The sequence below is a fragment of the Prochlorococcus marinus str. MIT 9211 genome, assembly GCF_000018585.1.
Taxonomy (GTDB): Bacteria; Cyanobacteriota; Cyanobacteriia; order PCC-6307; family Cyanobiaceae; genus Prochlorococcus_D; species Prochlorococcus_D marinus_B.
Window position 1 is genome coordinate 1536610 of record NC_009976.1, and the last position, 22900, is coordinate 1559509.

The window sequence follows — 22900 nt, forward strand, 5'->3', positions numbered from 1 at the left end:
AGTATCCAAACAACAAGTTTGAGGCAAAAGTTATTGTCTTTTCACTCCGATGCAATATTAATCAAAAGGATTGGACCTGTATCACTACTCAGGAAGACCTATCAATCGTTGCTGCCCTGGAACAGTGGGTTCTTGAACTCGACCAATGGTCCATGCATCCCAGCCAATTTCTGTGCATATTTCCAATGCTGCTTCAACTTGATCAGTTGAAACCACTAAACAAAAACCAATACCTAAGTTAAAAGTATTCCACCAATCATCTTCTGGAATATGTCCTGCTTTTTTTAACCAGAAGAAAATTTCTGGAATATCCCAACTACCAGGTTCAATAAAAGCATTTAACCCATTAGGTAAGCACCTAGGCAAATTTTCTGGCAAACCACCTCCTGTAATATGGGCCATTCCCTTAATAGGAATAGTGTGTTTAAGAAGGCTCTGAACTAATTCAACATATAAAGCGGTCGGCTGTAATAAGGAGTCAATTAAAGGGGTTTTCTTTGTGTCAACCAAAATTGACTTATTTGCACCAGACATTCCAAGAACTTTTCGTACAAGGCTGAATCCATTGCTATGTAGTCCATTGCTTTGAACACCAATAATCTGATCACCAGCTTTAATTGTGCTCCCATCAATAATCTTTTTTTCTTCCACCACAGCCAAACAGAAGCCAGCCAAGTCATAACGACCTTTTGAATAAAACCCAGGCATCTCTGCGGTTTCTCCACCTAAGAGAACACAGTTAGACTTTTTACAGCCTTCTGCAATACCTTTTACAACTTCAGACAAGTCTTTTGGGGCAAGCTTTCCAGTAGCTATATAGTCAAGAAAAAGTAATGGTTCAGCACCACTAGTAATCACATCATTTACACACATAGCAACTAAGTCGATACCCACTCCAAAATGAGCGTGATAATCCTGTGCTAACTCGAGTTTGGTACCAACACCATCTGTTCCAGCAACCAAGACAGGATTCTCCAAACCATGCGGTAAACGCATAAAGCCACCAAATCCTCCGATTCCACCAATCACTTCTGGGCGAGAGGTTTCATTGACACTTGTTTTAATCAAATCAACAAAGGCTCTACCCGCTTTCACATCAACTCCAGCTGTCTTGTAATCCATAATTTCCTTAAATCACTCTTTAGTCATCTCCTGGTATTCCTTAAAAGATGCTTTTTAAGCCAGTATGTAATAAATACTATTTAGCATTTAAAACAAAGATTCTTTCGGGAAATCCCAAATGATTGGTATTCACCCATGGTAAACATCCCCATCCTTAAAACAACAAAAGAACTTGAGCTTTGGCATCAGGAACAAAAAGCAGAAATTTATTTTGTTCCAACAATGGGAGCCCTGCATGAAGGTCATAGCAAACTCATCCAGTCTGCAAATGCCATCAAAAAAGATAGGCCTGGCGTGATTCTGGTCAGCATTTTTATCAATCCCCTACAATTTGGACTAAATGAAGATTTTGAAAAATATCCACGTGCATTAGATCAAGATGCCAGCCTGGCTTATGCAGCTGGTGCCAATGCTATCTGGGCACCTGATTATGAAGACGTGTTCCCTGGAGGTGCTAAGTCACACTTCCAAATAAAGGTCCCTGAAACACTTCAATCTCAGTTATGTGGAGCATCCAGAAAAGGCCATTTTGATGGTGTAGCCACTGTAATAATAAGACTTTTACAATTTACAAGGCCTAAAATTATTTTTCTTGGTGAAAAAGATTGGCAGCAATTAGTCATTATTCGTCAACTAATCAATGATCTCGGGATCACAACCAAAGTTCAAGGGGTGCCTACTGCCAGGGATCAGAATGGACTTGCGTTCAGTTCAAGGAATAGTTACTTAAAGCAAAATGATGTTTGCAAAGCTATTAGCTTGCCCAAGACCCTGATGCAGGCAGCAAAAGACTTTAAAAGGCAAAAATCTATTAATGTAAGAAATATAGAATCTTCTTTAGAAAAAAATGGTTTAGAAGTTGAATATGTAGAAACTGTCGACCCAAAGTTCCTAACTTCTATTAATCATGCTAAAAATTTATCCTTACTTGCTGCAGCCGTCCGTTGTGGAGAGACACGTTTAATAGATCACGTTTTTTTAATGTCACGCAATCCAATTGTTGCCATAGATGGACCTGCAGGGGCTGGCAAAAGCACAGTTACTCGAGCATTTGCAAAGAAGCTTGGCCTTCTTTATTTAGACACAGGTGCAATGTATAGAGCTGTTACCTGGCTGATCATCAAAAAAGGAATAGATCTTAAAGATGATGAAGGCCTCTCACAATCATTAAAAGAATTAAACCTAGAATTCAAGGTCTCTCAATTAGAAGAGCAAAATGTTTTTCTTAATGGAAAAAATATCACTAAAGAAATTCGTTCCCCAGAGATTACAGAAAAAGTGCCTTTAGTTGCATCTAAAAGTATTGTAAGGAAAATACTAACAATCCAACAAAAGGCATTAGGTAAAGACGGAGGACTTGTTGCCGAAGGGAGAGACATTGGTACTACTGTTTTCCCTGATGCTGAGTTAAAAGTTTTTCTTACAGCAAGTCCAAAAGAAAGAGCAAAAAGGCGATCAATAGACCTTAAGAATAAAGGATTTACTGTCCCTAATTTATTAGACTTAGAGAAGCAAATTAAAGAGCGTGATCAAATAGATAGTAGTAGAAAAATTGCACCTCTTTTAAAATCAGAAGAAGCGATAGAGTTGGTTACTGATGGAATGAGTATAGAAGAAGTAATTGATTCTTTAGTAAAGATGTTTCGTTTGGAAATTCCTGAAGAGGTGTGGCCTACCCCTATTCTCTAAGTTCATATAATAGACCACTTATAGCATCCTCTAAAAGATCTAATACTTCTTCAAAACCTTTTTCTCCTCCATAATAAGGATCTGGAACTTCAATTAGTTCGGTATTTTTTGCATAACTAAGTAAAGGAATTATTTTTGCTTTATCTGGACAATTAATTTCTTTCGCCAAAGACTTAACATCGGCTAGATTTGCATTATCCATTGTGAGAATTAAATCAAATTCTTCAAAATCTTTCAATGATATTTGCCTCGCCCTGCTGTTTATAGTGATTCCTCTTCGTAAAGCTGCATCCCTCATTCTTGCGTCTGCTAAGCGTCCAACATGCCATCCACCAGTCCCTGCTGAGTCAACCAGATAGTGTTCCGAAGTATCCTTTGTTTGATACAAAAAAACAGCTTCTGCTGCTGGGGAACGACATATATTACCAAGACACACAAATAACAGTTTTTTAGCCATAGCAAAATTAATCGTTCTAAGCCAAGTATTTATAATGAACTAATTTACTATTAAATAGAGTTGAGTGATAAAGAAAGATAAAAAATGCATACTTGGGAAGAACAGAGAGTATTGCTATAAATCAAAAAGAACCTTATGTATGTATTGTTCTGTCCAATCTTTGCCAAAAAAACGAGCGAGCATTCCTCTAGCAGGATCTTTTTCCGCTCTGTAATTAATATAAGCTTTTTGACCAGAAAGAATTTCTAATGATCTTTCCTTAGAAACTTCTTGAGCATCTGAAATTAAATCAATATAAAGAGTAAGATACTCCTGAAATGCTGGCCTAATTACTTTAGAAATCAATTTAGAGCCTTGATCATCTAAAGGCAGGCGAGTCCATAAAAAACCTGGAGAAAAAAAAGTTTCTGCTTCTTGAGGTATTGGACCACCAGAAGGTAATAGAGATTGCCAATGATCATGAATTGGAATCAACTTAGACCAAACTTTCTGATTATGAATCTCATCTTTCTTTAATACAGGCTGCAAATCTAATGCCAAAAGATGTCCTGAAGGGAGTGTGACAAAGTCTGCTCCAAAAAAGGGAAGTTCAAAATTATGAAATGGATTAATAACTAAGTTTAATACAGATGCAGCTGGACCAGCTTCTATACACGCAGCACGAGCTTGCCTAATTTTTGTAGTTCTGCAAGCCCAAGTAAGGGCTTTAACTTTAATTTGATTATTCTTAAATTTAATCGTTTCCTCTTTAGTAAGGAATTCTTCAGGAATAGGGTATGGCTCAATATCAAATAACTCCAAAGCCTTGATGGCATCATCTAGAAATTCAGACCATCTCCATTCAGAAATTTCTAAAGGATCCAGACTGTTATTTCTCTCTCTTTTCATAAATGGTTTTTGATATCAAGTTTTGTCCTTAGCAATACTATGAGGAAACAGGAATTCTTTTAGAAATCGTTCTGACCATTGTTTACCAAAATAACTCTTAAACAATCCATGAGCTGGATCATGTGCTGAACTATATATATCATAGGAAATTTGCAATTCTTTTACTCTATTAGGTTCAATTCTTGAATTATATTTTTTAAAATTATTAGAAATATCAAAATAAGCATTAAGGAATTCTGAGAATACAAATGGCAAAGAAGAACTAGCTTGAAAAAGATCTCCCTTACATAATAAAACCCATGGTGAAAAGTAATTAGACAAATCATATGCACGAACATTATCTTTGCTATTAAAATCTGAGTAACGGGCTTTTAGAGATTTTAGTCCTTGGTAATATCTATCAAAATACGACTTCTCTTGTACCAAAGGTTGAAAGTCCAATACTGCTACTAATTTATTTTTAATGCCAAACCACAAAAGATCTATACCCATTATTGGTTGTTCGTTCAAATAATCGGGATAAGCGACTGAATTAAAAACCTGAAGTTTATCTCCTACATCCATTCTTGTTACTCGCCATCGCCTAAAACCTGGTACACTCCATAGCCAACTTCTAATCACTGCATCTTGCTTCTTTGAATAACATTCTTGCAAGCCATCTGGGACTAATAAAATCTCACCATGATTAACTATAAGGAGTTTATTTAATTCATCAAGGTAAGGATCAAACATTAATAGTTTCTTATCTAATCTATAGATGAAAGGAGTTTCATTTGATTCATTTGATAAAAAACTAATGCTTACTCTGTACTACCTGGACGATTCTTCCTGGTTAGGAATCCAAAGAGAACTTTACCAATTGATGCTATAAGGTTACCTTCAAGTTCCTGAAACATATCCATATTACATTTAAAAGCAAAATTAGCTTCATCGACAATTGAGTCTGCCATTTTTTGGGTAATTGGTAGAGAATTAAGGGTTTGACTATATTTTTTCTTAAAAGTCATTTCATTCTCAATATCATCGAAATTATAAAAGTTCAAACCATTATTATCACTAAGATTCATTGCCTTCTGAGCAATTTTTTTTAAAATTTGTCCTCCCGAAAGATCTCCTATATATCTTGTATAATGATGTCCAATTAATAGCTCAGGGGATTCTCGAGCAATATTCTGAATTCGGTCCGCATAAGCATTAGCTGAGGGTGTGGCTTTAATAACATCTAACCAATTATTTCCGCAATAAAATTTCAAATCTTTTTCGAGTGATTCTCTCCGATTAAGTTCATTAAATCCAATAGGAGCTATTACAGGGTGACCTTCTTTACATAGTCGTCCAACTTCATCCTCCATTACTGAATAAACAAGATATAAATCTGCCAGCAAATTTTTATAAGTTGATTTATCTACAACGCCTTTTAAGAAGCAAGTGACAAAGCCAGTATTTTCAGCCATTGTGTGAGACTTTTTCGTTCCTTCTCTAAGTTGTGTAGCTAGAGCTATGGACATGTGAAAGATTGCAAGAAGAGGAAAGAGACCTCAATATAATATTTACACTCTAATAACCCTTGGGCTAAAAATGCCAGGACAAAAGAACTAAAAAGAGTTGGAAGGAAACAAATCAAACAAATCTCTGCAAATTGCCTGTAATTGATTCATTTGGTCAGGGTGTGGCAAATGTGAACCTGTAGGCTGCCAATCCCCTGCTGTTACAAGACGCCATCTTTCACCATCAAAAGTCATTCCTCTTATAAGGATCCCAAGAAGTTTCGGTAATGCACCATTCTCTTCGTTAGAAATACTTAACTGAATTAACAGACTTCTACATTGGAGTTTTGGACTCCAACCAGGGAAATGCACTGCTAAGTCAAGACTATCCTCTTCAAACCATTCTCTGGTTTCAGGATCATCTCTCCAAGGGCTTAAGTTTAATGATGCAGATGGGAAGTAATTCCTTACAAGGGTTCCTATAGAAGCAAGAGCCTGCGCAAAGGCAACTGTTTTTCCTTGTTCGACAGCATTCACTTAGATCAACCTCTAGGGTTAAAGCTGCAGATGCCATGCAACTAACCTACAGGCACATTTATAACTCACCTTTAAAGCGAAGGATCAGTTTTGAAATGCCAATTTATAAAAACTTTGACCAAAAAGACATAACCTCAAGCAATACGTTGCTGTAGGTAAATTAATCTTTATGGCTGAATTTGAAAAGATCGAAGCACCAACGAAAGGGTCAAAAATCAATTTCGCAAATGGGTCCCCGCAAGTGCCTGACAACCCTATTATTCCCTTTATTCGAGGAGATGGGACAGGGATTGATATATGGCCAGCGACTCAGAAAGTAATAGATAGAGCAATATTGAAAGCATATGGAGATGATCGTCATATTGAGTGGTTCAAAATTTATGCAGGTGATGAAGCATGTGATCTATATGGCACCTATCAATATCTACCAAATGACACAATCGAGGCAATACGCCAATATGGAGTCGCAATAAAAGGACCTCTAACAACTCCAGTGGGAGGAGGAATTAGATCATTAAATGTTGCTCTTAGACAAATCTTTGATCTTTACAGTTGTGTAAGACCGTGTCGTTACTACCCTGGCACACCTAGTCCTCATAAAAACCCTGAGAATTTAGATGTAATTGTATATAGAGAGAATACAGAAGATATATATGTAGGCATTGAATGGGAAGCTTCAGACCCTCTTTGTAAAAACCTTATTACATATTTAAACGATGAAATTATTCCCTCTAGTAAAACAATAAAAAATAGAAAAATACCTGTTAATGCGGGAATAGGAATTAAGCCTGTTAGCAAACATGGTAGTCAAAGGCATATTCGAAAAGCAATACAACATGCACTTAAACTAAATGGTAATAAGAGGCACGTGACTTTAGTTCATAAAGGAAATATCATGAAATTTACAGAAGGATCTTTTCGTGACTGGGGTTATGAATTAGCAACTAGCGAGTTTAGGAATGATTGCATTACAGAAAGAGAGAGTTGGATTCTTGATAATATTAAAAAAAGTCCCAAAATAAGTATTGAAGAGAATGCCAGGAAGATTGAGCCTGGATTTGAATCACTTACTGCAGAGAAAAAAGAGCTAATCTGCCAAGAAGTTAAAGAAGTGATTCAATCAATTGAAGGTAGCCATGGAAACGATAAATGGCGTAAATTGGTGATGGTGGATGACAGAATTGCAGATAGTATTTTTCAACAAATACAAACTCGTCCCGAGGAATATTCAATACTCGCAACCCTTAATCTAAATGGCGATTATATATCTGATGCTGCTGCTGCGATTGTGGGAGGTCTTGGGATGGCACCTGGAGCAAATATTGGAGATAAAGCTGCCATCTTCGAAGCGACTCATGGTACGGCACCTAAACATGCAGGGTTAGATCGTATTAATCCAGGCTCAGTAATCCTTAGTGGGGTCATGATGTTGGAATTCTTAGGCTGGCAAGAAGCTGGAGATCTAATTACTAACGGATTAAGTCAAGCTATTTCCGATAAGAAAGTGACATACGATCTTGCACGCCTGATGCAACCATCAATAGATCCTTTAAGCTGTAGCGGATTCGCTAATGCTGTAATTGAAAGATTTTAAACTTTGATGATTATAGTTAATTTTTAGACTCCATTATTTTCCATGAATCTAAAAGTGTATTTTGATTTCCTAAATTTCCTGGAAATGTAATAATTGGTAGATTTAATTGATTCTTATTATAAGAAGATACAACTGATATTCCAGGAATTATCTGACCTTTTAGATGAACTAAATCTAACTTTAAACCTTCAGAAAGTAATATATGAGTAGTAATACCACCTTTACTAATAATATAACCTATATCATCAATTACTTCAGATGATAAAGCTGCCATCACTTGGGCTATGACTAACCCAAAAGTTAATCTTTTAGCACTAGAGTCAAACTTCAACTCTCTCCTAGTTGTATATAGAACCGGTGTCTTCCCTTGATATAAAATATCCTTGATTTTTATCGCATAGGATTTCTTCAATTCTGATATTAAAGTTTCAGAGCATTCTTCTTCTAAGATTCTCCTAATCTTATCTAAGGGTAATTCAACTCCAATGCATGCATTTTCTGTAAGTAGTCGTTCTAGCTGATCATCTGCAAGTTGAACATGTGAACCTACTAAAACTAGTCCAGGTCTAGGCTTATTAAACCTATTTTTGACTCTTAGATCTGAAAAATTCTTAATCGAATTAGAGCTGGAATCAATCTTTGATATCGCATTTAGTAAACTTGCAGCAGATCGAAAAAGGAACCTCTTTTTACCCTTTAAAGTTTTGATTGCAAAAGCAAATACATCAAGATGCTTAGGCAAGTTAGCATTAACAACAACCATTTCATTACAAGATAATTTACTTAAAAAAGTAAGAAGATTTTTCATCCCACTTTCGGAGCTTATTGCTTGTTCAAGATCTGAAATTGAAATAGAAGATACATTATTTTGAACAATGCTTCCTTTGCTTTTCTCCTGAAGCCATTTAGGCAAATAACTTGTTGAGTATCCAAAGACCTTATCCCTGGCAAAAATACTTTTATGTACAGGAATACCATCTAAAAGATGTACATCATCAACAGTAGTTCTACCTCCTTCAAAAAAAGCAGGTACATGAAAAGTTGCATCGAAAGGTCCTAATTCTTCGTTTAAAATATACGGTTCTAATATGCCATGACCTCTAAGGGTTGAATCACCACGACTAATAAATAAAACATCTTCAGTCTTAATAGATGTCTTTTTTAACGCGCGTAAAAGTGATTGGCAAATTTCTTTAGTGCGTGCTTCTACAATATAGGGAGATAGTGAACGTGTATTGGCTAATAAAAAAAGTAATGGTGAGGATAGTTTCAGTGATCTAAGAATTGTTTCTTCATCTAAAGTTAAAAGTAAAGGGCAATCAAATACAGTTTGTGATCCAGTTGGATCATCATCAAATACAATGATTTTTTTAAAGTTATTGTTAATCAATCCTTTTAAAACTCACCTGAAAAGTATATGCCTAAGCCCAGCTTGGTGGAATAGTTACAAACGACCTATCTAGCTTTTTAACAGAATCACATCCTAATAATTTCATTGTACGCAAAATATCAGTTTTAATAATCTCTATTGCCTTAGCCACACCAGGGCCACCACCAGCTGCCAAGCCATATGCATATGCTCTGCTAATTAAGACCCCTTTAGCACCTAAGCACAATGCTTTTACCACATCGCCTCCCCTACGAATTCCCCCGTCAATTAATACATCTATTTCTCCATTTACAGCTTTCACTACTTCTGGAAGGACTTGAATTGTAGGCGCAACACTATCTAATTGACGTGCTCCATGGTTAGACACAACTACTGCATCTACCCCTAAATCAATAGCCTTTCTCGCATCCTCACCAATATGAATTCCCTTAACAATTATTTTCCCTCCCCATGCTTCTCTGATCCAATTCAAATCTTCCCAAGTGACTACTGATTCCTCCAAGGCTGGTCCAATTTCTGTATAACCCATAGGACCACTTTCCAACTCAACATTAGGGAAACTCATTAAACCTCCATCCCCTAACCATTGAGTTAACCAACAAGGCTTTATTAACATCTGGGGAATATAAGGAAGCATTTGAATAGGATTCCTTGATAAGAGCTGCTTAGTTCCATTGCGAACATCACGTTCTCGCAAGCCAGATATTGGAGTATCAATAGTGACAACTATTGCTGAAAATCCAGCAGATTTTGCCCTTTCAATTGTTTGCATCGCAACATCTCTTCCGCCTAGCAAATACAACTGATACCAAGCAGGACAGTTAGTTGCTTGCTTTACTTCCTCTAATCTGCAGCCAGATAATGTTGAAAGGGTATACCCTGTCCCAGCTATGCCTGCCTCGCGAGCAGCAACAACTTCTCCTTTGGGATAAAACATTCTGCTACTACCAACTGGGGCAAGAATGAAAGGAAGTTTAAATTCTTGGTCCAATACCGATATATTTAAATCACAAGATGGAGTAGCAACAGCGCATCTTGGCCGAAAATATATTTCTTTAAAGGCAGTACAATTTTGAGATAAAGTTTGTTCCCTGTCTGCACCACTATCTATATAATCAAAAACCATCTGAGGCAAACGCTTCTTTGCTAATAAGCGAAGATCACTAATGTTCACAACGTTGGTTGAAGAAACATTGGCTCCCATAGTTTTAAGAAATTAATTGGATACGAACCTACAAAGAAGTTCTTGTGAAGATTGAGGCTCAAGTAAAAGCATACGATTACCAGTTATTAAAGACTGCCTTGGGCTAGTCCAAGGTTCCAAGCAAATCATATGCCTTGGAGGGTCAGTCCATATCACTGCTAAATCCATAGGACTTTCATGATGTAATTCTATTCTTGTACCTTCTATGCAATCCTCTAAAGAAATGGGTCCTTGTACTTCTGCAATAAAATCGACACCTTTTGAAAGCTTCTGCAATTGCTCTTCTGTAGAAGCTTCAGACAAATTCATATGATTTATACATTTATCAGGCAATCCTTTAATTAAACAATTTTCCAAACTTTTCACATTAAAATATGGATGTAATCCAAAGCTAAAAGGCATCGATTGATCGCCTAGATTATGAATTATGGTTTTTATATTTAATGATGTCTTAGTTAGTCTTACCTCCATTTCTATTAAAAACATAAACGGATAAACTGATAAAGATTCAGCTGTCTCAGTAAGGGTTAGTACAAAGCCCTCTTGATCTTCAAGAGGTTTAATTAGCCATGGCATATCTCTAGCAAAGCCATGTTGGCGCAGACTAAACTCACCCTGAGCTAGGCGTAAATGCCCTTGAGGTAAATCACCACAAATTGGAAATAAAACTGGGATCCCACCTCTAATGCTTTTAGCTCCTTGCTGGAAACGATCTAAATCAAAATAAAGAATTTCTCGTCCTTGATGATTCCAACCTGTTATTAATCCTCCACGATCAGGAACTATTTTCAGAAAATCGCCTGTTTCTTCAAATACATATTGCCAGTGAGGATAAGGGAGATTTTTTTGAATTAGAGGCATTGGGCAAATTAAATCTTTAAAAGTTTTTTTTACTAACCTTTCAACCAAGCAAGCATCTCTTCATTAACACGATCAGGAATCTCATCATGTGGGCAATGACCTGCCCTAAGCAAAACTTCTTTAACTTCTAACGAAGCTTCTCTAGCAAAAAGAAGAAACTTTTCTTGCTTTGCTTTAGCGTTCCTTAGCCAGGGGTCACTATCACCCCAAAGTAAAAGCAAAGGGGCTTCTAATTCATTAAACAATTCATCTATAGGCTTTCCCTTCAATCCTCTTGCTTGAAAGACTTTACGAAAAACTTGGAATGCACCTGGATCTAATGAAGGTCTCCTAATAGACTCAATCAAATAATCATCAACATTTGTAGGATCAATATAAACTTGCTTCAAAGTATTTCTAATAACATTAGGGCGTCGTAAATTCTCAAATATCAATCGCTGCATTAAAGGGTAAAGAAACCACTTGATTAAAAGATCTCTAGAAAGTCCTAATCCGATGAATTGTCTGAGCCTAGAAAAGAAATCAGTCGGTTGTTTAACAAGGGTTTCATCACTGAAATAACCAGCAGCATTAAGTAAAACCACTCCAGCAGATTTAGATTCCAACGCAGCACCTGCAGCAAGAGCCGCATAACCTCCCAATGAATTCCCGACAATTACTGTTGGTTTACCTATACGCTCTTTTACATAAGCAACCACCTGTTCCTTCCATAGCTCTCCTCCATATTCCAATTCAGAAGGCTTAGCGCTTCTACCAAAACCAAGCAAATCAATTGCATGAACCTCATGTGACCTAGAAAGTACAGGAATATTGTGTCTCCAATGTTCTGTCGAAGCACCGAAACCATGCACTAGCAATACAACAGGATTATTTTGATTTACATCCGAAACCTGCCCCGAAGGACTACTGCTAACCGAAAAAACTTTATGGCCTAAATAGCTCCATGGTTCATTTGGTTTGGCAGCTAAATCAGTCATATAAAAAATAAAACCACTGAATAATAGTTGAGATACTAGGAACCTCTAGTGAAAAATGAAAGATAATTTTGATGGGATTGTCCTTCTTAGTAAACTTATGAAAAAGCTATCAGGAATATCATTCCAAAGACTATATAAGTCCTACAGGATCAGCAGCAACTTCATCCGGAATTGAATTACCCCCTCCTGGCTTTTTATCTTTCAAGACTAATCGCAATAAAACTGGTGCGAGGAAAGTAGTGCCTATAACCATCAACAAAATTGCTGCTTCTAAAGATGGGGTTAATAAACCAGCACTAGTTCCAAGACCTAAGAAAATTAAACCAACTTCCCCTCTGGGCATCATCCCCAAGCCAACAACAAGTCTATTTGTAGGCTTATCAATCACAAAAGACCAACCTGAAGCAATTTTGCCCAAGATTGCAACTACCAATAAGAATCCTGCAACTATTAGAGCTGACCTACTAGATGGATCTAAAGGATTAATTACAGAAAGATCCATGCCTGCTCCAACTAAAACAAAGAAAATCGTCGCGAAGAGGGACACAAGAGGTAGCACCGATTGTTGAATTGCATGATTATTTTTTGAACTGCTAAGAATCAACCCAGCTGCGAAAGCACCTAAGGCAGCCTCCAAGCCAATTGCTGTAGCAACAAAACAACTCAAAACAAGTATTACGAAAGAAGCAACAACAACTGCCCCTGGTGCTTTTAAGCGATCAAGCAACCAATCAAAACCTGGAGCAGCTGTTCTACTTAAAGCGATAGCAGCTATAACAAATACAGTTGCAGCTAAAACAAGTTTGACGATCGGAGCAATTTCTAATGCCCCCCCTGTTGCCAAAGCAACTACAACTGCAAGAATTACTATCCCTAGAATGTCATCAAGAACAGCCGCACCAATAACTATTTGACCTTCTCGAGTTTTTAAATAACCTAATTCTCCAAAAACACTAGCTGTTATACCAATACTAGTTGCTGTCATTGAAGCCCCAGCAAAAATTGCAGGAATTAGATCCACTTGAAAAAGAAACATCAATCCAAATGTTCCAAATGCAAAAGGTAAAATGACTCCAGCCATGGCAACAGTGAAGGCTTGCGCTCCAACAGCAACCAATTCTTCCAACTCGCTTTCTAAACCTGTTAAGAAAAGTAGGGCATATAAACCAAGTGTTGCAACTGCTTGCAAAGAAGGGAATGTCTCAAAATATAAGTCTGGTACTGCCTCAGCTGGAATCGAAGCCAAAGAGCTAATTACATTAATAAAACCTTCATTTAAAGAAGCATGAGCACTCGGAGGAAGCAGCAAATGCAATCCTGATGCTCCTATCAAAACTCCTGCTAGTAATTCGCCAACAATTGTTGGCAAGCTTAGTCTGACTAAGATCTCGGCCAAAGTCCTTGCGGCAACAAAGATCAATAGAAATCGGATGACACCTATTAAAGTCTCTGCAACTTCAATATCATGGGTACTTAATACAGAAAGCAGAGATGACATCATCATGAGAAAGTTGTTCTTTAATTTCCTTTATTCAAGATAAATTACCAAAAAACTATCTCTATAAATTTTGAGACTTTGCGCTTCTGGTGTTGATCTGAAGTTACTACAAGATGAGATTGAAAAAGCTCCGCTAGCGTCTGTCCATATAAAAAGGCACTATGAGCAGTTCCCAGCCTATAGACCTGCGGCTGCCAACCCCAGGCTGTTATGCAGATCCAATAAAAGCTGGCATCGATGCTGATGCTGTCTTTGACGGGATGACAGAGCACCTATTTTTTACCCTTGGCAAACTTGCCACATCAGCAAGTCTTAGAGATCTATATATGGCCTTGAGTTATGCAGTAAGAGATAGATTAATGACAAGATATTTAGCTTCGCAAGAAGCAATTAGAGCAAAACCGCATAAAACCGTTGCATATTTCTCCGCAGAATTCTTAATCGGTCCACAATTAAATAACAATTTATTGAACCTAGGTATTCAAGAAGAGGCTGAAGAAGCTGTTAAGAGATTTGGGATTGAATCACTCAATGACATTCTTGAAGTAGAAGAAGAGCCAGGTCTAGGTAATGGTGGCTTAGGTCGTTTGGCAGCTTGCTATATGGAATCTCTTGCAAGTCTCCAAGTTCCAGCAATCGGTTATGGAATTAGATATGAATTCGGAATATTCAATCAAATCATTCGAGATGGATGGCAAATTGAAGTAACAGATAAATGGCTGAAAGGTGGCTGGCCATGGGAATTACCCCAACCTGATGAATCATGCTTTGTCGGCTTCGGAGGTAGGACTGAAAACTATATAGATGATCAAGGCAACTATCGGTCAAGATGGATTCCTTCAGAACATGCAATTGGGGTCCCCCATGACATTCCAATCCTTGGTTATAGAGTAAACAATTGTGACCGACTGCGATTATGGAGGGCTGATGCAACAGAAAGTTTTGATTTTTATGCTTTCAATATTGGTGACTATTACGGAGCAGTTGAAGAAAAGGTTGCTTCTGAAACTATATCTAAAGTGCTTTACCCAAATGACGGTACTGATGAAGGAAGACGTTTAAGACTTAAACAACAACACTTCTTTGTCAGTTGCTCCCTCCAAGATATGATTCGCAGTCTTGAAACAAGAAATATACCTGTTGAACAATTTTCTGAAAACTGGACAGTTCAATTAAATGACACCCATCCAGCTATTGCTGTTGCAGAATTAATGCGTCTACTAATTGACAATCATCATTTTGAATGGGACCAAGCATGGGATATCACTAATAGATCAGTTGCATATACCAATCACACATTGTTACCTGAAGCTCTTGAAAAATGGGATTTAAATCTATTTAAAAGTTTATTGCCAAGACACTTAGAGCTAATTTATGAAATCAACAAAAGGTTTTTACAGCAAGTGCGCCTTCGTTATCCAGGGAATGACCTAATTCTTAGAAAACTATCAATTATTGATGAGGAAGGTTCTAAAGCCGTACGAATGGCTCATCTTGCAACTATAGGTGCTCACAATGTTAATGGAGTGGCTGCCCTTCACTCTGATTTAATAAAGCGTCAATTAATGCCTGAATTTGCTGATTTATGGCCAGAAAAATTCACTAATGTCACTAATGGTGTCACTCCTAGACGATGGGTTGCACTTTCCAATCCTGAACTTGCATCTCTTTTAGATCAAGAAATTGGTTCAAATTGGATCACCAATATGGACTTACTTACTCAATTAGAAGAGAAAGAAAATGATTCAAACTTTCTCGATGTATTTGGTGCCACAAAATTATTAGGAAAAAGAAAATTAGCAGGTTATATTCACCGCCAGACAGGCATTCTGGTTGATCCTTCAACTTTATTTGATGTCCAGGTGAAAAGAATCCATCAATACAAGCGTCAACATTTAAATGCTCTTCAAATTATTGCCCAATATTTAAGAATAAAAAATGGCACTGCCCATTCAATTGCTCCAAGAACAGTAATTTTTGGTGGGAAAGCAGCACCTGGATATTTAATGGCAAAGCTAATGATTCGTTTCATTAATGGTATTGCCGAGGTTGTCAATGCAGATCCAGATATGGATGGAAAGTTAAGAGTGGTTTTCCTACCTGATTACAATGTCAAGCTTGGTGAACAAGTTTATTCAGCTACAGATTTATCAGAACAAATATCTACTGCAGGTAAAGAGGCATCAGGAACTGGAAATATGAAATTCGCAATGAATGGAGCCCTAACAATTGGGACATTGGATGGGGCAAATGTAGAAATTCGAGACCGAGTCGGTAAAGAAAACTTCTTCCTTTTTGGAAAAACAGAATCTGAAATAATGAAGCTTCGAAAAAATGGTTATGATCCTAAGCAATACATAGAAAAATCACCTGAGTTATCTGAAGCAATACGATTAATAGAACTGGGTCATTTTAGTAATGGGGATAATGAATTATTTAGGCCTCTCTTAAATAGTCTTACAGGATATGATCCATTTTTCGTTATGGCTGATTTTGACGACTACCTTCTTGCCCAAGATAGAGTAAGCAAAGCTTGGCAAAATCATAAAGAATGGAACCGTATGGCACTTCTTAATACTGCAAGGTCTGGATTCTTTTCATCAGATAGATCAATAAGAGAGTACTGTTCATCAATATGGAAGGTAAACCCTTTAGAAGTAGAAATCACATGCAATATTAATTAACCAAGAAAAAAACCAACTTTTCTTGACTAATTAATTTTTGTCAGGCAGGTCTGGTGTCTGATGTAGAAGTCGATTTAATCTAAGTCGATCAGCATTTAAAGGATCAGGAGCTAATTCACCTGCCAATTCTCTAAACTTGTTTTCTATATGTTCAGGAACTTTTACATCAAAAATTCTTTCCATTAACACTTCCATTGAATAAAGGTGTGCATTAACATTTTCAAGATCTGCAATAGCTTGGTTTATTTCATCGCTTCGATTTTGACCATCAATAATGTTTGAAGAATTATTAAAAGACTCATCATTAATTTTTGATCCATATTGTTTCTGCAAATCCTCCAATGCTCTACTGGCAAGAGTTCTAAAAGATTGCAGAGCTGCCCAATTAATCTCCTGCTGTTGACGCAGCGTAGGGAACTCTCGAACTAATCGATCATGTTCTTTATAGAACCTTTGGCAGTCAGGGCATTGACAGGGCTGTTCGGGCACCACAAGTCCTAATAGCTCAACTTCCATCATTACATCTTGACTGCCTAGATATTCATCAACCAATGAATATCTTTAAAGCTCCTCTGAATCCTCAGTACTTTCAGGAATGGGAATCTCAATACTTGTAACAACCTGAATTACATCTCTCAGTCTCATTGAATCAGCAAACCATCCCATCGCTTGCTCTGTATCACCTTTACCTTCAGCTTCACAAGCTTGATCTTCATGCGCTTCAGCTAATAAAGCCAACCAACATAAACATCGAGCTTGAACAATTGATAGATCCAAATCTGATTTCTGAGATTTGGCAATTTGCTCGCTCTCTTGTTGTACCAAGAGACGTAATCGTAAATCGTGAAGCTGTGTCATTAAGACTCTTTCAGCAAACCTACACTAGCGAGAGAGTCAAGTTATTGCCCATCCACTATATATAGGGCTGAAGATTGTGATAATTACCTTACGGGGCTGGCGGGACTTGAACCCACGACCTACGGTTTAGGAAACCGTCGCTCTATCCAACTGAGCTACAGCCCCACTGGAATGAAGTATTCCTACAAGGCATTATGGAATGTGAAAGCAGGAGAGGTGATCACAATCAAGATTTATCGCGTTTCGCAATAAATGCTTGATTGAGGAAAGTCCGGGCTCCCTGATGGTCAAGCTTGCTGGGTAACTCCCAGTGCGGGTGACCGTGAGGATAGTGCCACAGAAACACACCGCCGATGGCTTAGTCCCACTCAGCACAGGCAAGGGTGCAAAGGTGCGGTAAGAGCGCACCAGCAGCATCGAGAGGTGCTGGCTTGGTAAACCCCGGCTAGGAGCAAGGCAAAGGAGCATTAATGGCCATCTATGATGCTCCTGAAAAAAGCCGCTTGAGGTTGTCGGTAACGGCAGTCCCAGATAGATGATTACCCACTAACCTTTTTAGGTAGTGAACAGAACCCGGCTTATGACCTGCTTTCACCCTATTAATTAATAGATTTCTCATCATTTAGCTCTTGAAAGCAAACTGAGCAAGCTTCTATGACTCATAGCAAAAAAACAATAATTTCAAAAGAGAGAATTCAGCAAATTTATAACCTATTAGACAAAATTGTTGTGAATAAATCAAACCTAGAATTTATTAAAAAAAGCAAATCTTATTGCTTAAATATCTTCAATGAGGCATTAACACATACATCAACAAATTCAAAAACTAATCATGAAAGACTTGAGTTCCTAGGAGATGCCGTGCTTCGATTGGCAGCATCAGAATATATAGAAGAAAATTTCCCTAATTTAAAAGTTGGCGATAGATCAGCTTTACGAGCCCAGCTTGTTAGTGATGAGTGGTTAACAAAAGTAGGTCAAGAAATAAATATTAAACAATTCATGTTGATTGGACCTAAGGCTCATAAAGATAAGGCTGCTTCTGCAACTCTTCAAGCAGAAGCTACGGAAGCAATGATAGGCGCTTTATATGAATGCTTAAAAGATATAAAATCTATAAAGGTCTGGCTTAAGCCTTATTGGGATAAAACCAGTAAAAGTGTTCTAGAGGATCCCCATAGATTAAATTCCAAATCTGCCCTTCAAGAGTGGAGTCAAGGCAATGGACTAGACATTCCAATCTATAAAAATGAAGAACTTTCACAAAAACATGGGGATCCGAGAAGATTCTTTTGTAAAGTGCTTATTAATAAGAAAATTCTAGGAGAAGGGTGGGGCAGCTCACGGAAGCAAGCCGAGAAAGAAGCTGCTCTAAAAGCATTGAATAAGCTGGAAAATCCTTAACCAAGTTCAAGATTTTTAATTGGAATAGTTAACAACTTATCCCAATTACCACCTTCGAAGAGGACTGCGGCTCTATCTTCCGTTATTCTTTGAACAAAACCTTTATAGCCATTATAAATAGACTGACAATCATTAACAACTACAGATGAACCAGGTAAAATTACCCTTTCAGAATTATGCATAGGAAAATATCAACTATAGACAGGTTAATTATTAATTGCCTGTTTTCCACGAATGTCTAGAAAAGATTCTTGGCTAACAATTGGGAAGCTTGTGGGAGCTCAAGGTTTGCGTGGCGAGGTAAAAGTTAATCCAAGTAGTGATTTCCCAGAAAGATTCATCAACCCAGGGGAGCGATGGCTTCAAAAAAACACTGAAGAGCCTTCTAGAATTGAATTAAAGTCTGGCAGGCAACTACCAGGAAAATCTATTTATATTGTTTCATTCATAGGAATCACTGACCGTAATAAGGCCGAGTCTATTGTTGGTAATAAATTATTAGTCCCATCTGATCAAAAGCCCAAGCTAAAAGAAGGTGAATTCCATCTCGTTGACCTTTTAGGGTTAAAAGCAAAATTCACTCAAGATGGTTCTGATGTAGGAGAAGTGATTGATTTAACAAGTGCTGGCAATGATCTTCTAGTAATCAAACTCGTTGAAGGGAAGACAGTACTGATACCCTTTGTCAAAGAAATTGTGCCTGTGATCAATCTTAAGCAAGGTTGGTTACTTATTAAGCCTCCACCAGGATTACTAGAGCTTTGAATAATGAAAAAGCAATATTGCTATCTTTTATGTCTTTCAAGCATGAAAATAGTTGAATGACAGATAGACCCCTAATTCCTGTAATCCTATGCGGTGGATCTGGTACAAGACTTTGGCCATTATCCAGAGCAAGCTATCCAAAACAATATTGGTCCCTTTGTGGCAATGAAAATGAAAGTTTGCTCCAACAAACTCATAAAAGACTAGAAGGATTACCAGAGTTAGAGCAACCCTTATTAATCTGCCATGAAGAGCATCGTTTTATCGTGGCAGAACAAATGAGGGAAATTAATATTGAACCTAAAGAAATTATTTTAGAACCAGTAGGACGTAATACTGCCGCAGCTATAGCAGTAGCAGCAATAAAAGCTACAGAGTCAGGAGAAGATCCACAGCTTCTAGTCTTATCGGCAGATCATGAAATTCGTAATGTTGAAGAATTCCAAAAATCAATTGCTGCTGGCCGTATAGAAGCACAAAAAGGCAAGCTTATAACTTTTGGAATTATTCCTACTTGTGCAGAGACTGGGTATGGATATATTCAAGCAAAGGAACCGATTGATCACAGTAATCCAAAAGCTGTAAAAATAAACAAATTCTTTGAAAAGCCTACTCAAGAAAAAGCAGAAGAATTTATAGCTAACCCTTGCTTTAGTTGGAATAGTGGAATGTTTTTATTTCAAGCAAGTACTATTCTCAAAGAACTTGAAAAGCTTGCGCCGAAAATACTTAAGTCCTGTAAGTCAGCATTACAAGGTGAATTATCAGATTTAGATTTCCTAAGACTAGAAAAAAAAGCATTTAGTGAATGCCCAAATCTATCAATCGATATTGCTGTAATGGAAAAAACCAATCTAGGAACAGTCTTACCACTTAATGCAGGTTGGAATGATGTTGGTAATTGGCACTCATTATGGGAAACAGCTTCAAAAGATTCCAATGGAAACTTCTCCAAAGGAAAAGTAATTATCAAGCGAAGTAAAAATTGTTATTTCCGAAGCGAGCATCGCTTAATTGTTGGTCTTGGAGTTGAAGATTTGATATTAATAGAAACTGACGATGCTGTACTTGTAACTAACCAAAAAGATGCTCAAAGTGTAAAAGATATTGTTAATGAACTAGAGCATAAAAAGCTTTCCGAAAGTAAAGCCCATCGAAAAATATATAGGCCATGGGGACATTACACATCAATAGTTGAGGGGAAGAGATGGCAAGTTAAAAGAATTGAAGTAAAGCCTGGAGAGTTTTTATCGCTTCAAATGCATCATCACAGGGCAGAACATTGGGTAATTGTTAAAGGAACAGCTTTAATTGAACGCGACGGTAAAGAAGAGCTATTAGGAGAAAATCAAAGCACATATATACCTTTAGGTTGCAAACATAGATTAGGTAATCCAGGTAAAATGCCTCTAGAGTTAATAGAAATTCAAAGCGGTGCTTATATAGGTGAAGATGATATTTTGCGTCTAGAAGATAGATATGGAAGAGTCAATAAAAATAAATAAAACCTGGTATAAACCTATCAATCACTCCACAGTTACACTCTTTGCCAAGTTTCTTGGCTGATCAACATCTAAGCCTCTTTGAGCAGCTATATAATAACTTAACAATTGCATCGGTATTACTGTCAGCAAAGGGCTAATCCATTCGCTTACTTTAGGTATAGGTAATAAAGAATCAAAAATTTGTGTTTCAACAGTTTGTGGGCAAATCCCTATCAAACTTGCATCTCTTGCCTTAGCTTCTTGAGCATTACTCAAAACCTTCTCAAATACGATACCCTCAGTGGCTATTGAAATTACAGGTACTCTTTGATCCAATAAAGCAATAGGTCCATGCTTCATTTCGCCAGCCGGATACCCCTCTGCATGTATATAACTGATCTCTTTTAATTTGAGTGCGCCTTCTAGAGCAATTGGGTAATTAATGCCGCGTCCTAAGAAAATGACATCTTCTGTATCGGCGAAACGATGAGCTAAGGACTCGGCCAATTGATTGTGTTCCTTTACCAGATCTTTTAATTGCTTAGGAATAGACCTTAATTCCTCACAAAGAGCATTGATTTCTTCCTGTGATCTACTTTTTCGTCGTGCTGCAAAACTAATAGCTAATCCATAAAAAGCTAATAATTGACCTAAGAAAGTTTTAGTTGCTGCTACACCAACTTCTATACCTGCTCCTATATCAAGAATATTGGGAACTTGCAGTGCTAATGAACTTTCAGAACTATTAGTTATTCCCAACTGGAAAGAAGCAAAATCATTGTTATCCAGAACTGATCGCCTTTGGTGCTCCATGGATAAGGCTGCAAGCGTATCAGCCGTTTCTCCTGATTGAGTTACTCCAATGGTTAGAGTATGCGGCGACAATGGCGGAGGAGCATAGCGAAATTCACTCGCAAAAAAAACAGAAGTCCTAATCCCAGCAAACTGCTCTAAAAGGTAAGCTCCAACCATGCCCGCATGCCTGCTAGTTCCACAAGCGAGAATCTGTATTTGTTCGATAGATTCATAAAAAGATGCGTCATATGGCAAAACTATTGGACTATCAATTGGGGCATGAATGGGTAAATGCTTAGAAAGCCATAGCTCAACAGTTTCAGGCTGCTCATGAATTTCTTTAAGCATAAAATGACGGAAATGTTGCTTATCAATCTCCTGATCTAAACCACTTAGGACTACTGGACTCCTGTCCTTTCGTTTGCCTTGAATGTCATATAGCTCAATACCTAAAGGTGTTAATAACGCAATTTCATCATCTTCCATAGGCAAAATTGTTCTAGTAAAACCAGTTAAAGCTGGCTTATCACTAGCACAAAGAAATTCACCCTCACCAAGTCCAATCACTAAAGATGCTTGCCTCTTGGCAACTACTAGTGCATCAGGGGTTTTCGACCAAATAACTGCAATTGCATATGCTCCTTCTAAAAGTCCTAAAACCTTCTGAACAGCTTGCAGCAAGAGAGATCTACTTGGAGAAGAGCCATTGGCTAAAAAATGATCAAGCTCATGAGAAATTAAATGAGGTATTACCTCAGTATCAGTTTGTGAAAGAAATTGAACTCCTTTTCCCTCAAGCTTCTTCCGTAAAGAAGTGTGATTCTCAATTATTCCGTTTTGGACTACTGCAACCTCACCAGAATTATCTCTATGAGGATGGGCATTATGTTCTTCAGGTTTTCCATGAGTCGCCCATCTAGTATGACCAATACCTAAATGACCAGGTGCACCCTCCTTTTCAATTAATTCAGAAAGATTAACTAATTTACCCTTTGCTCTTTTACAAGTAACAAAATCATCTTGATCCTTTTCCCCAATAGTTACTGTTGCTAATCCTGCCGAATCGTAACCTCTATATTCGAGTTTTCTTAAACCGTCTAATAGAAGTGGCGAAGCTTCTCTAGAACCAATAAAAGCAACTATCCCACACATATCTTTAAGTTATAGCTATGGAACACAGCTGGTTATTTTATCTAAAACCTTAAC

Annotated in this window: 21 protein-coding genes, 1 tRNA gene and 1 other RNA gene; 7 read left to right on the plus strand and 16 right to left on the minus strand. The window is 37.5% G+C overall.

All coding sequences use genetic code 11. The features are described 5' to 3' along the window. Positions 1-84: 84 nt before the first annotated feature. Positions 85-1122 (minus strand): phosphoribosylformylglycinamidine cyclo-ligase, encoded by a 1038-nt coding sequence (gene purM / locus P9211_RS08315; protein WP_012196261.1) that lies wholly within the window; start codon positions 1120-1122, stop codon positions 85-87. A 135-nt stretch (positions 1123-1257) separates the two neighbouring features. On the opposite strand from purM, the gene P9211_RS08320 reads away from it, so the two are divergent. Next, positions 1258-2811: a bifunctional pantoate--beta-alanine ligase/(d)CMP kinase gene (locus tag P9211_RS08320; protein WP_012196262.1), complete on the plus strand. Its 1554-nt coding sequence runs from the start codon at positions 1258-1260 to the stop codon at positions 2809-2811. Here the strand turns inward: P9211_RS08320 and P9211_RS08325 are convergent. The 5 genes from P9211_RS08325 to P9211_RS08345 all read right to left on the minus strand — a co-directional run bounded on the left by P9211_RS08325 (position 2801) and on the right by P9211_RS08345 (position 6180). Next, a complete protein-coding gene (locus tag P9211_RS08325; RefSeq protein ID WP_012196263.1) occupies positions 2801-3268 on the minus strand; it encodes a low molecular weight protein-tyrosine-phosphatase in 468 nt (155 codons plus the stop codon). The two genes, P9211_RS08320 and P9211_RS08325, sit on opposite strands and share 11 nt — an antisense overlap. Before the next feature lie 114 nt (positions 3269-3382). Continuing rightward, entirely contained in the window at positions 3383-4156 is a 774-nt protein-coding gene (locus P9211_RS08330; RefSeq protein WP_012196264.1) for a phycoerythrobilin:ferredoxin oxidoreductase, read from the minus strand. Positions 4157-4171: 15 nt separating this feature from the next. Then, positions 4172-4888 carry a 15,16-dihydrobiliverdin:ferredoxin oxidoreductase gene (locus tag P9211_RS08335; protein ID WP_012196265.1) on the minus strand — a complete coding sequence of 239 codons (717 nt, stop codon included), beginning with the start codon at positions 4886-4888 and terminating at the stop codon, positions 4172-4174. A 68-nt stretch (positions 4889-4956) separates the two neighbouring features. Continuing rightward, the gene (locus tag P9211_RS08340; protein WP_012196266.1) at positions 4957-5664 is read right to left on the minus strand and encodes a heme oxygenase (biliverdin-producing); all 708 of its coding nucleotides are present in this window, start codon (positions 5662-5664) and stop codon (positions 4957-4959) included. An 87-nt stretch (positions 5665-5751) separates the two neighbouring features. Then, positions 5752-6180 (minus strand): hypothetical protein, encoded by a 429-nt coding sequence (locus P9211_RS08345; protein WP_012196267.1) that lies wholly within the window; start codon positions 6178-6180, stop codon positions 5752-5754. Between the two features lie 169 nt (positions 6181-6349). On the opposite strand from P9211_RS08345, the gene P9211_RS08350 reads away from it, so the two are divergent. Further along, positions 6350-7774: an NADP-dependent isocitrate dehydrogenase gene (locus P9211_RS08350; RefSeq protein ID WP_012196268.1), complete on the plus strand. Its 1425-nt coding sequence runs from the start codon at positions 6350-6352 to the stop codon at positions 7772-7774. A 16-nt stretch (positions 7775-7790) separates the two neighbouring features. On the opposite strand, the gene P9211_RS08355 is transcribed toward P9211_RS08350, so the two are convergent. The 5 genes from P9211_RS08355 to P9211_RS08375 form a co-directional block, all read right to left on the minus strand. Beyond that, positions 7791-9164: a four-carbon acid sugar kinase family protein gene (locus P9211_RS08355; protein WP_012196269.1), complete on the minus strand. Its 1374-nt coding sequence runs from the start codon at positions 9162-9164 to the stop codon at positions 7791-7793. 31 nt (positions 9165-9195) lie between these two features. Further along, positions 9196-10368 carry an alpha-hydroxy acid oxidase gene (locus P9211_RS08360; protein ID WP_012196270.1) on the minus strand — a complete coding sequence of 391 codons (1173 nt, stop codon included), beginning with the start codon at positions 10366-10368 and terminating at the stop codon, positions 9196-9198. Between the two features lie 12 nt (positions 10369-10380). Beyond that, positions 10381-11229 (minus strand): galactose mutarotase, encoded by an 849-nt coding sequence (locus P9211_RS08365; protein WP_012196271.1) that lies wholly within the window; start codon positions 11227-11229, stop codon positions 10381-10383. Between the two features lie 32 nt (positions 11230-11261). Then, complete coding sequence (locus tag P9211_RS08370; RefSeq protein WP_012196272.1) at positions 11262-12206, minus strand: alpha/beta fold hydrolase; 945 nt, start codon at positions 12204-12206, stop codon at positions 11262-11264. A 130-nt stretch (positions 12207-12336) separates the two neighbouring features. Next, positions 12337-13704, minus strand: a complete 1368-nt coding sequence (locus tag P9211_RS08375; RefSeq protein ID WP_041391255.1) for a cation:proton antiporter — start codon at positions 13702-13704, stop codon at positions 12337-12339. 161 nt (positions 13705-13865) lie between these two features. Between P9211_RS08375 and P9211_RS08380 the strand changes: the two genes are divergently transcribed. Further along, positions 13866-16388 (plus strand): glycogen/starch/alpha-glucan phosphorylase, encoded by a 2523-nt coding sequence (locus tag P9211_RS08380; RefSeq protein ID WP_012196275.1) that lies wholly within the window; start codon positions 13866-13868, stop codon positions 16386-16388. A 30-nt stretch (positions 16389-16418) separates the two neighbouring features. On the opposite strand, the gene P9211_RS08385 is transcribed toward P9211_RS08380, so the two are convergent. The 3 genes from P9211_RS08385 to P9211_RS08395 all read right to left on the minus strand — a co-directional run bounded on the left by P9211_RS08385 (position 16419) and on the right by P9211_RS08395 (position 17411). Next, positions 16419-16877, minus strand: a complete 459-nt coding sequence (locus P9211_RS08385; RefSeq protein ID WP_041391638.1) for a hypothetical protein — start codon at positions 16875-16877, stop codon at positions 16419-16421. Between the two features lie 72 nt (positions 16878-16949). Then, a complete protein-coding gene (locus tag P9211_RS08390) occupies positions 16950-17246 on the minus strand; it encodes a hypothetical protein (protein ID WP_012196277.1) in 297 nt (98 codons plus the stop codon). Positions 17247-17337: 91 nt separating this feature from the next. Beyond that, positions 17338-17411: transfer RNA gene (locus P9211_RS08395), tRNA-Arg, on the minus strand. A gap of 39 nt (positions 17412-17450) precedes the next feature. Between P9211_RS08395 and rnpB the strand changes: the two genes are divergently transcribed. Together rnpB and rnc are read left to right on the plus strand one after the other, a co-directional pair. Next, positions 17451-17842: RNase P RNA component class A (gene rnpB / locus P9211_RS09150), an RNA gene on the plus strand. Between the two features lie 58 nt (positions 17843-17900). Next, complete coding sequence (gene rnc / locus P9211_RS08400; RefSeq protein WP_012196278.1) at positions 17901-18650, plus strand: ribonuclease III; 750 nt, start codon at positions 17901-17903, stop codon at positions 18648-18650. Here the strand turns inward: rnc and P9211_RS08405 are convergent. Further along, complete coding sequence (locus P9211_RS08405) at positions 18647-18832, minus strand: NAD(P)H dehydrogenase subunit NdhS (RefSeq protein WP_012196279.1); 186 nt, start codon at positions 18830-18832, stop codon at positions 18647-18649. The genes rnc and P9211_RS08405 overlap by 4 nt on opposite strands. 52 nt (positions 18833-18884) lie before the next feature. Between P9211_RS08405 and rimM the strand changes: the two genes are divergently transcribed. Beyond that, on the plus strand, positions 18885-19415 hold the full coding sequence (gene rimM, locus P9211_RS08410) for a ribosome maturation factor RimM (protein ID WP_012196280.1): 531 nt from the start codon (positions 18885-18887) through the stop codon (positions 19413-19415). 56 nt (positions 19416-19471) lie between these two features. Next, on the plus strand, positions 19472-20920 hold the full coding sequence (locus P9211_RS08415; protein WP_012196281.1) for a mannose-1-phosphate guanylyltransferase/mannose-6-phosphate isomerase: 1449 nt from the start codon (positions 19472-19474) through the stop codon (positions 20918-20920). A 21-nt stretch (positions 20921-20941) separates the two neighbouring features. On the opposite strand, the gene glmS is transcribed toward P9211_RS08415, so the two are convergent. Next, entirely contained in the window at positions 20942-22846 is a 1905-nt protein-coding gene (gene glmS, locus P9211_RS08420) for a glutamine--fructose-6-phosphate transaminase (isomerizing) (protein ID WP_012196282.1), read from the minus strand. Between the last annotated feature and the right edge of the window lie 54 nt (positions 22847-22900).

What these genes read in the sequence shown, in the direction of transcription:
- purM (WP_012196261.1), bottom strand. Translation starts at nt 1,122, where the DNA reads ATGGATTACAAGACAGCTGGAGTTGATGTGAAAGCGGGTAGAGCCTTT.
- P9211_RS08320 (WP_012196262.1), top strand. Translation starts at nt 1,258, where the DNA reads ATGGTAAACATCCCCATCCTTAAAACAACAAAAGAACTTGAGCTTTGG.
- P9211_RS08325 (WP_012196263.1), bottom strand. Translation starts at nt 3,268, where the DNA reads ATGGCTAAAAAACTGTTATTTGTGTGTCTTGGTAATATATGTCGTTCC.
- P9211_RS08330 (WP_012196264.1), bottom strand. Translation starts at nt 4,156, where the DNA reads ATGAAAAGAGAGAGAAATAACAGTCTGGATCCTTTAGAAATTTCTGAA.
- P9211_RS08335 (WP_012196265.1), bottom strand. Translation starts at nt 4,888, where the DNA reads ATGTTTGATCCTTACCTTGATGAATTAAATAAACTCCTTATAGTTAAT.
- P9211_RS08340 (WP_012196266.1), bottom strand. Translation starts at nt 5,664, where the DNA reads ATGTCCATAGCTCTAGCTACACAACTTAGAGAAGGAACGAAAAAGTCT.
- P9211_RS08350 (WP_012196268.1), top strand. Translation starts at nt 6,350, where the DNA reads ATGGCTGAATTTGAAAAGATCGAAGCACCAACGAAAGGGTCAAAAATC.
- P9211_RS08360 (WP_012196270.1), bottom strand. Translation starts at nt 10,368, where the DNA reads ATGGGAGCCAATGTTTCTTCAACCAACGTTGTGAACATTAGTGATCTT.
- P9211_RS08365 (WP_012196271.1), bottom strand. Translation starts at nt 11,229, where the DNA reads ATGCCTCTAATTCAAAAAAATCTCCCTTATCCTCACTGGCAATATGTA.
- P9211_RS08370 (WP_012196272.1), bottom strand. Translation starts at nt 12,206, where the DNA reads ATGACTGATTTAGCTGCCAAACCAAATGAACCATGGAGCTATTTAGGC.
- P9211_RS08375 (WP_041391255.1), bottom strand. Translation starts at nt 13,704, where the DNA reads ATGTCATCTCTGCTTTCTGTATTAAGTACCCATGATATTGAAGTTGCA.
- P9211_RS08380 (WP_012196275.1), top strand. Translation starts at nt 13,866, where the DNA reads ATGAGCAGTTCCCAGCCTATAGACCTGCGGCTGCCAACCCCAGGCTGT.
- P9211_RS08390 (WP_012196277.1), bottom strand. Translation starts at nt 17,246, where the DNA reads ATGACACAGCTTCACGATTTACGATTACGTCTCTTGGTACAACAAGAG.
- rnc (WP_012196278.1), top strand. Translation starts at nt 17,901, where the DNA reads ATGACTCATAGCAAAAAAACAATAATTTCAAAAGAGAGAATTCAGCAA.
- P9211_RS08405 (WP_012196279.1), bottom strand. Translation starts at nt 18,832, where the DNA reads ATGCATAATTCTGAAAGGGTAATTTTACCTGGTTCATCTGTAGTTGTT.
- rimM (WP_012196280.1), top strand. Translation starts at nt 18,885, where the DNA reads ATGTCTAGAAAAGATTCTTGGCTAACAATTGGGAAGCTTGTGGGAGCT.
- P9211_RS08415 (WP_012196281.1), top strand. Translation starts at nt 19,472, where the DNA reads ATGACAGATAGACCCCTAATTCCTGTAATCCTATGCGGTGGATCTGGT.
- glmS (WP_012196282.1), bottom strand. Translation starts at nt 22,846, where the DNA reads ATGTGTGGGATAGTTGCTTTTATTGGTTCTAGAGAAGCTTCGCCACTT.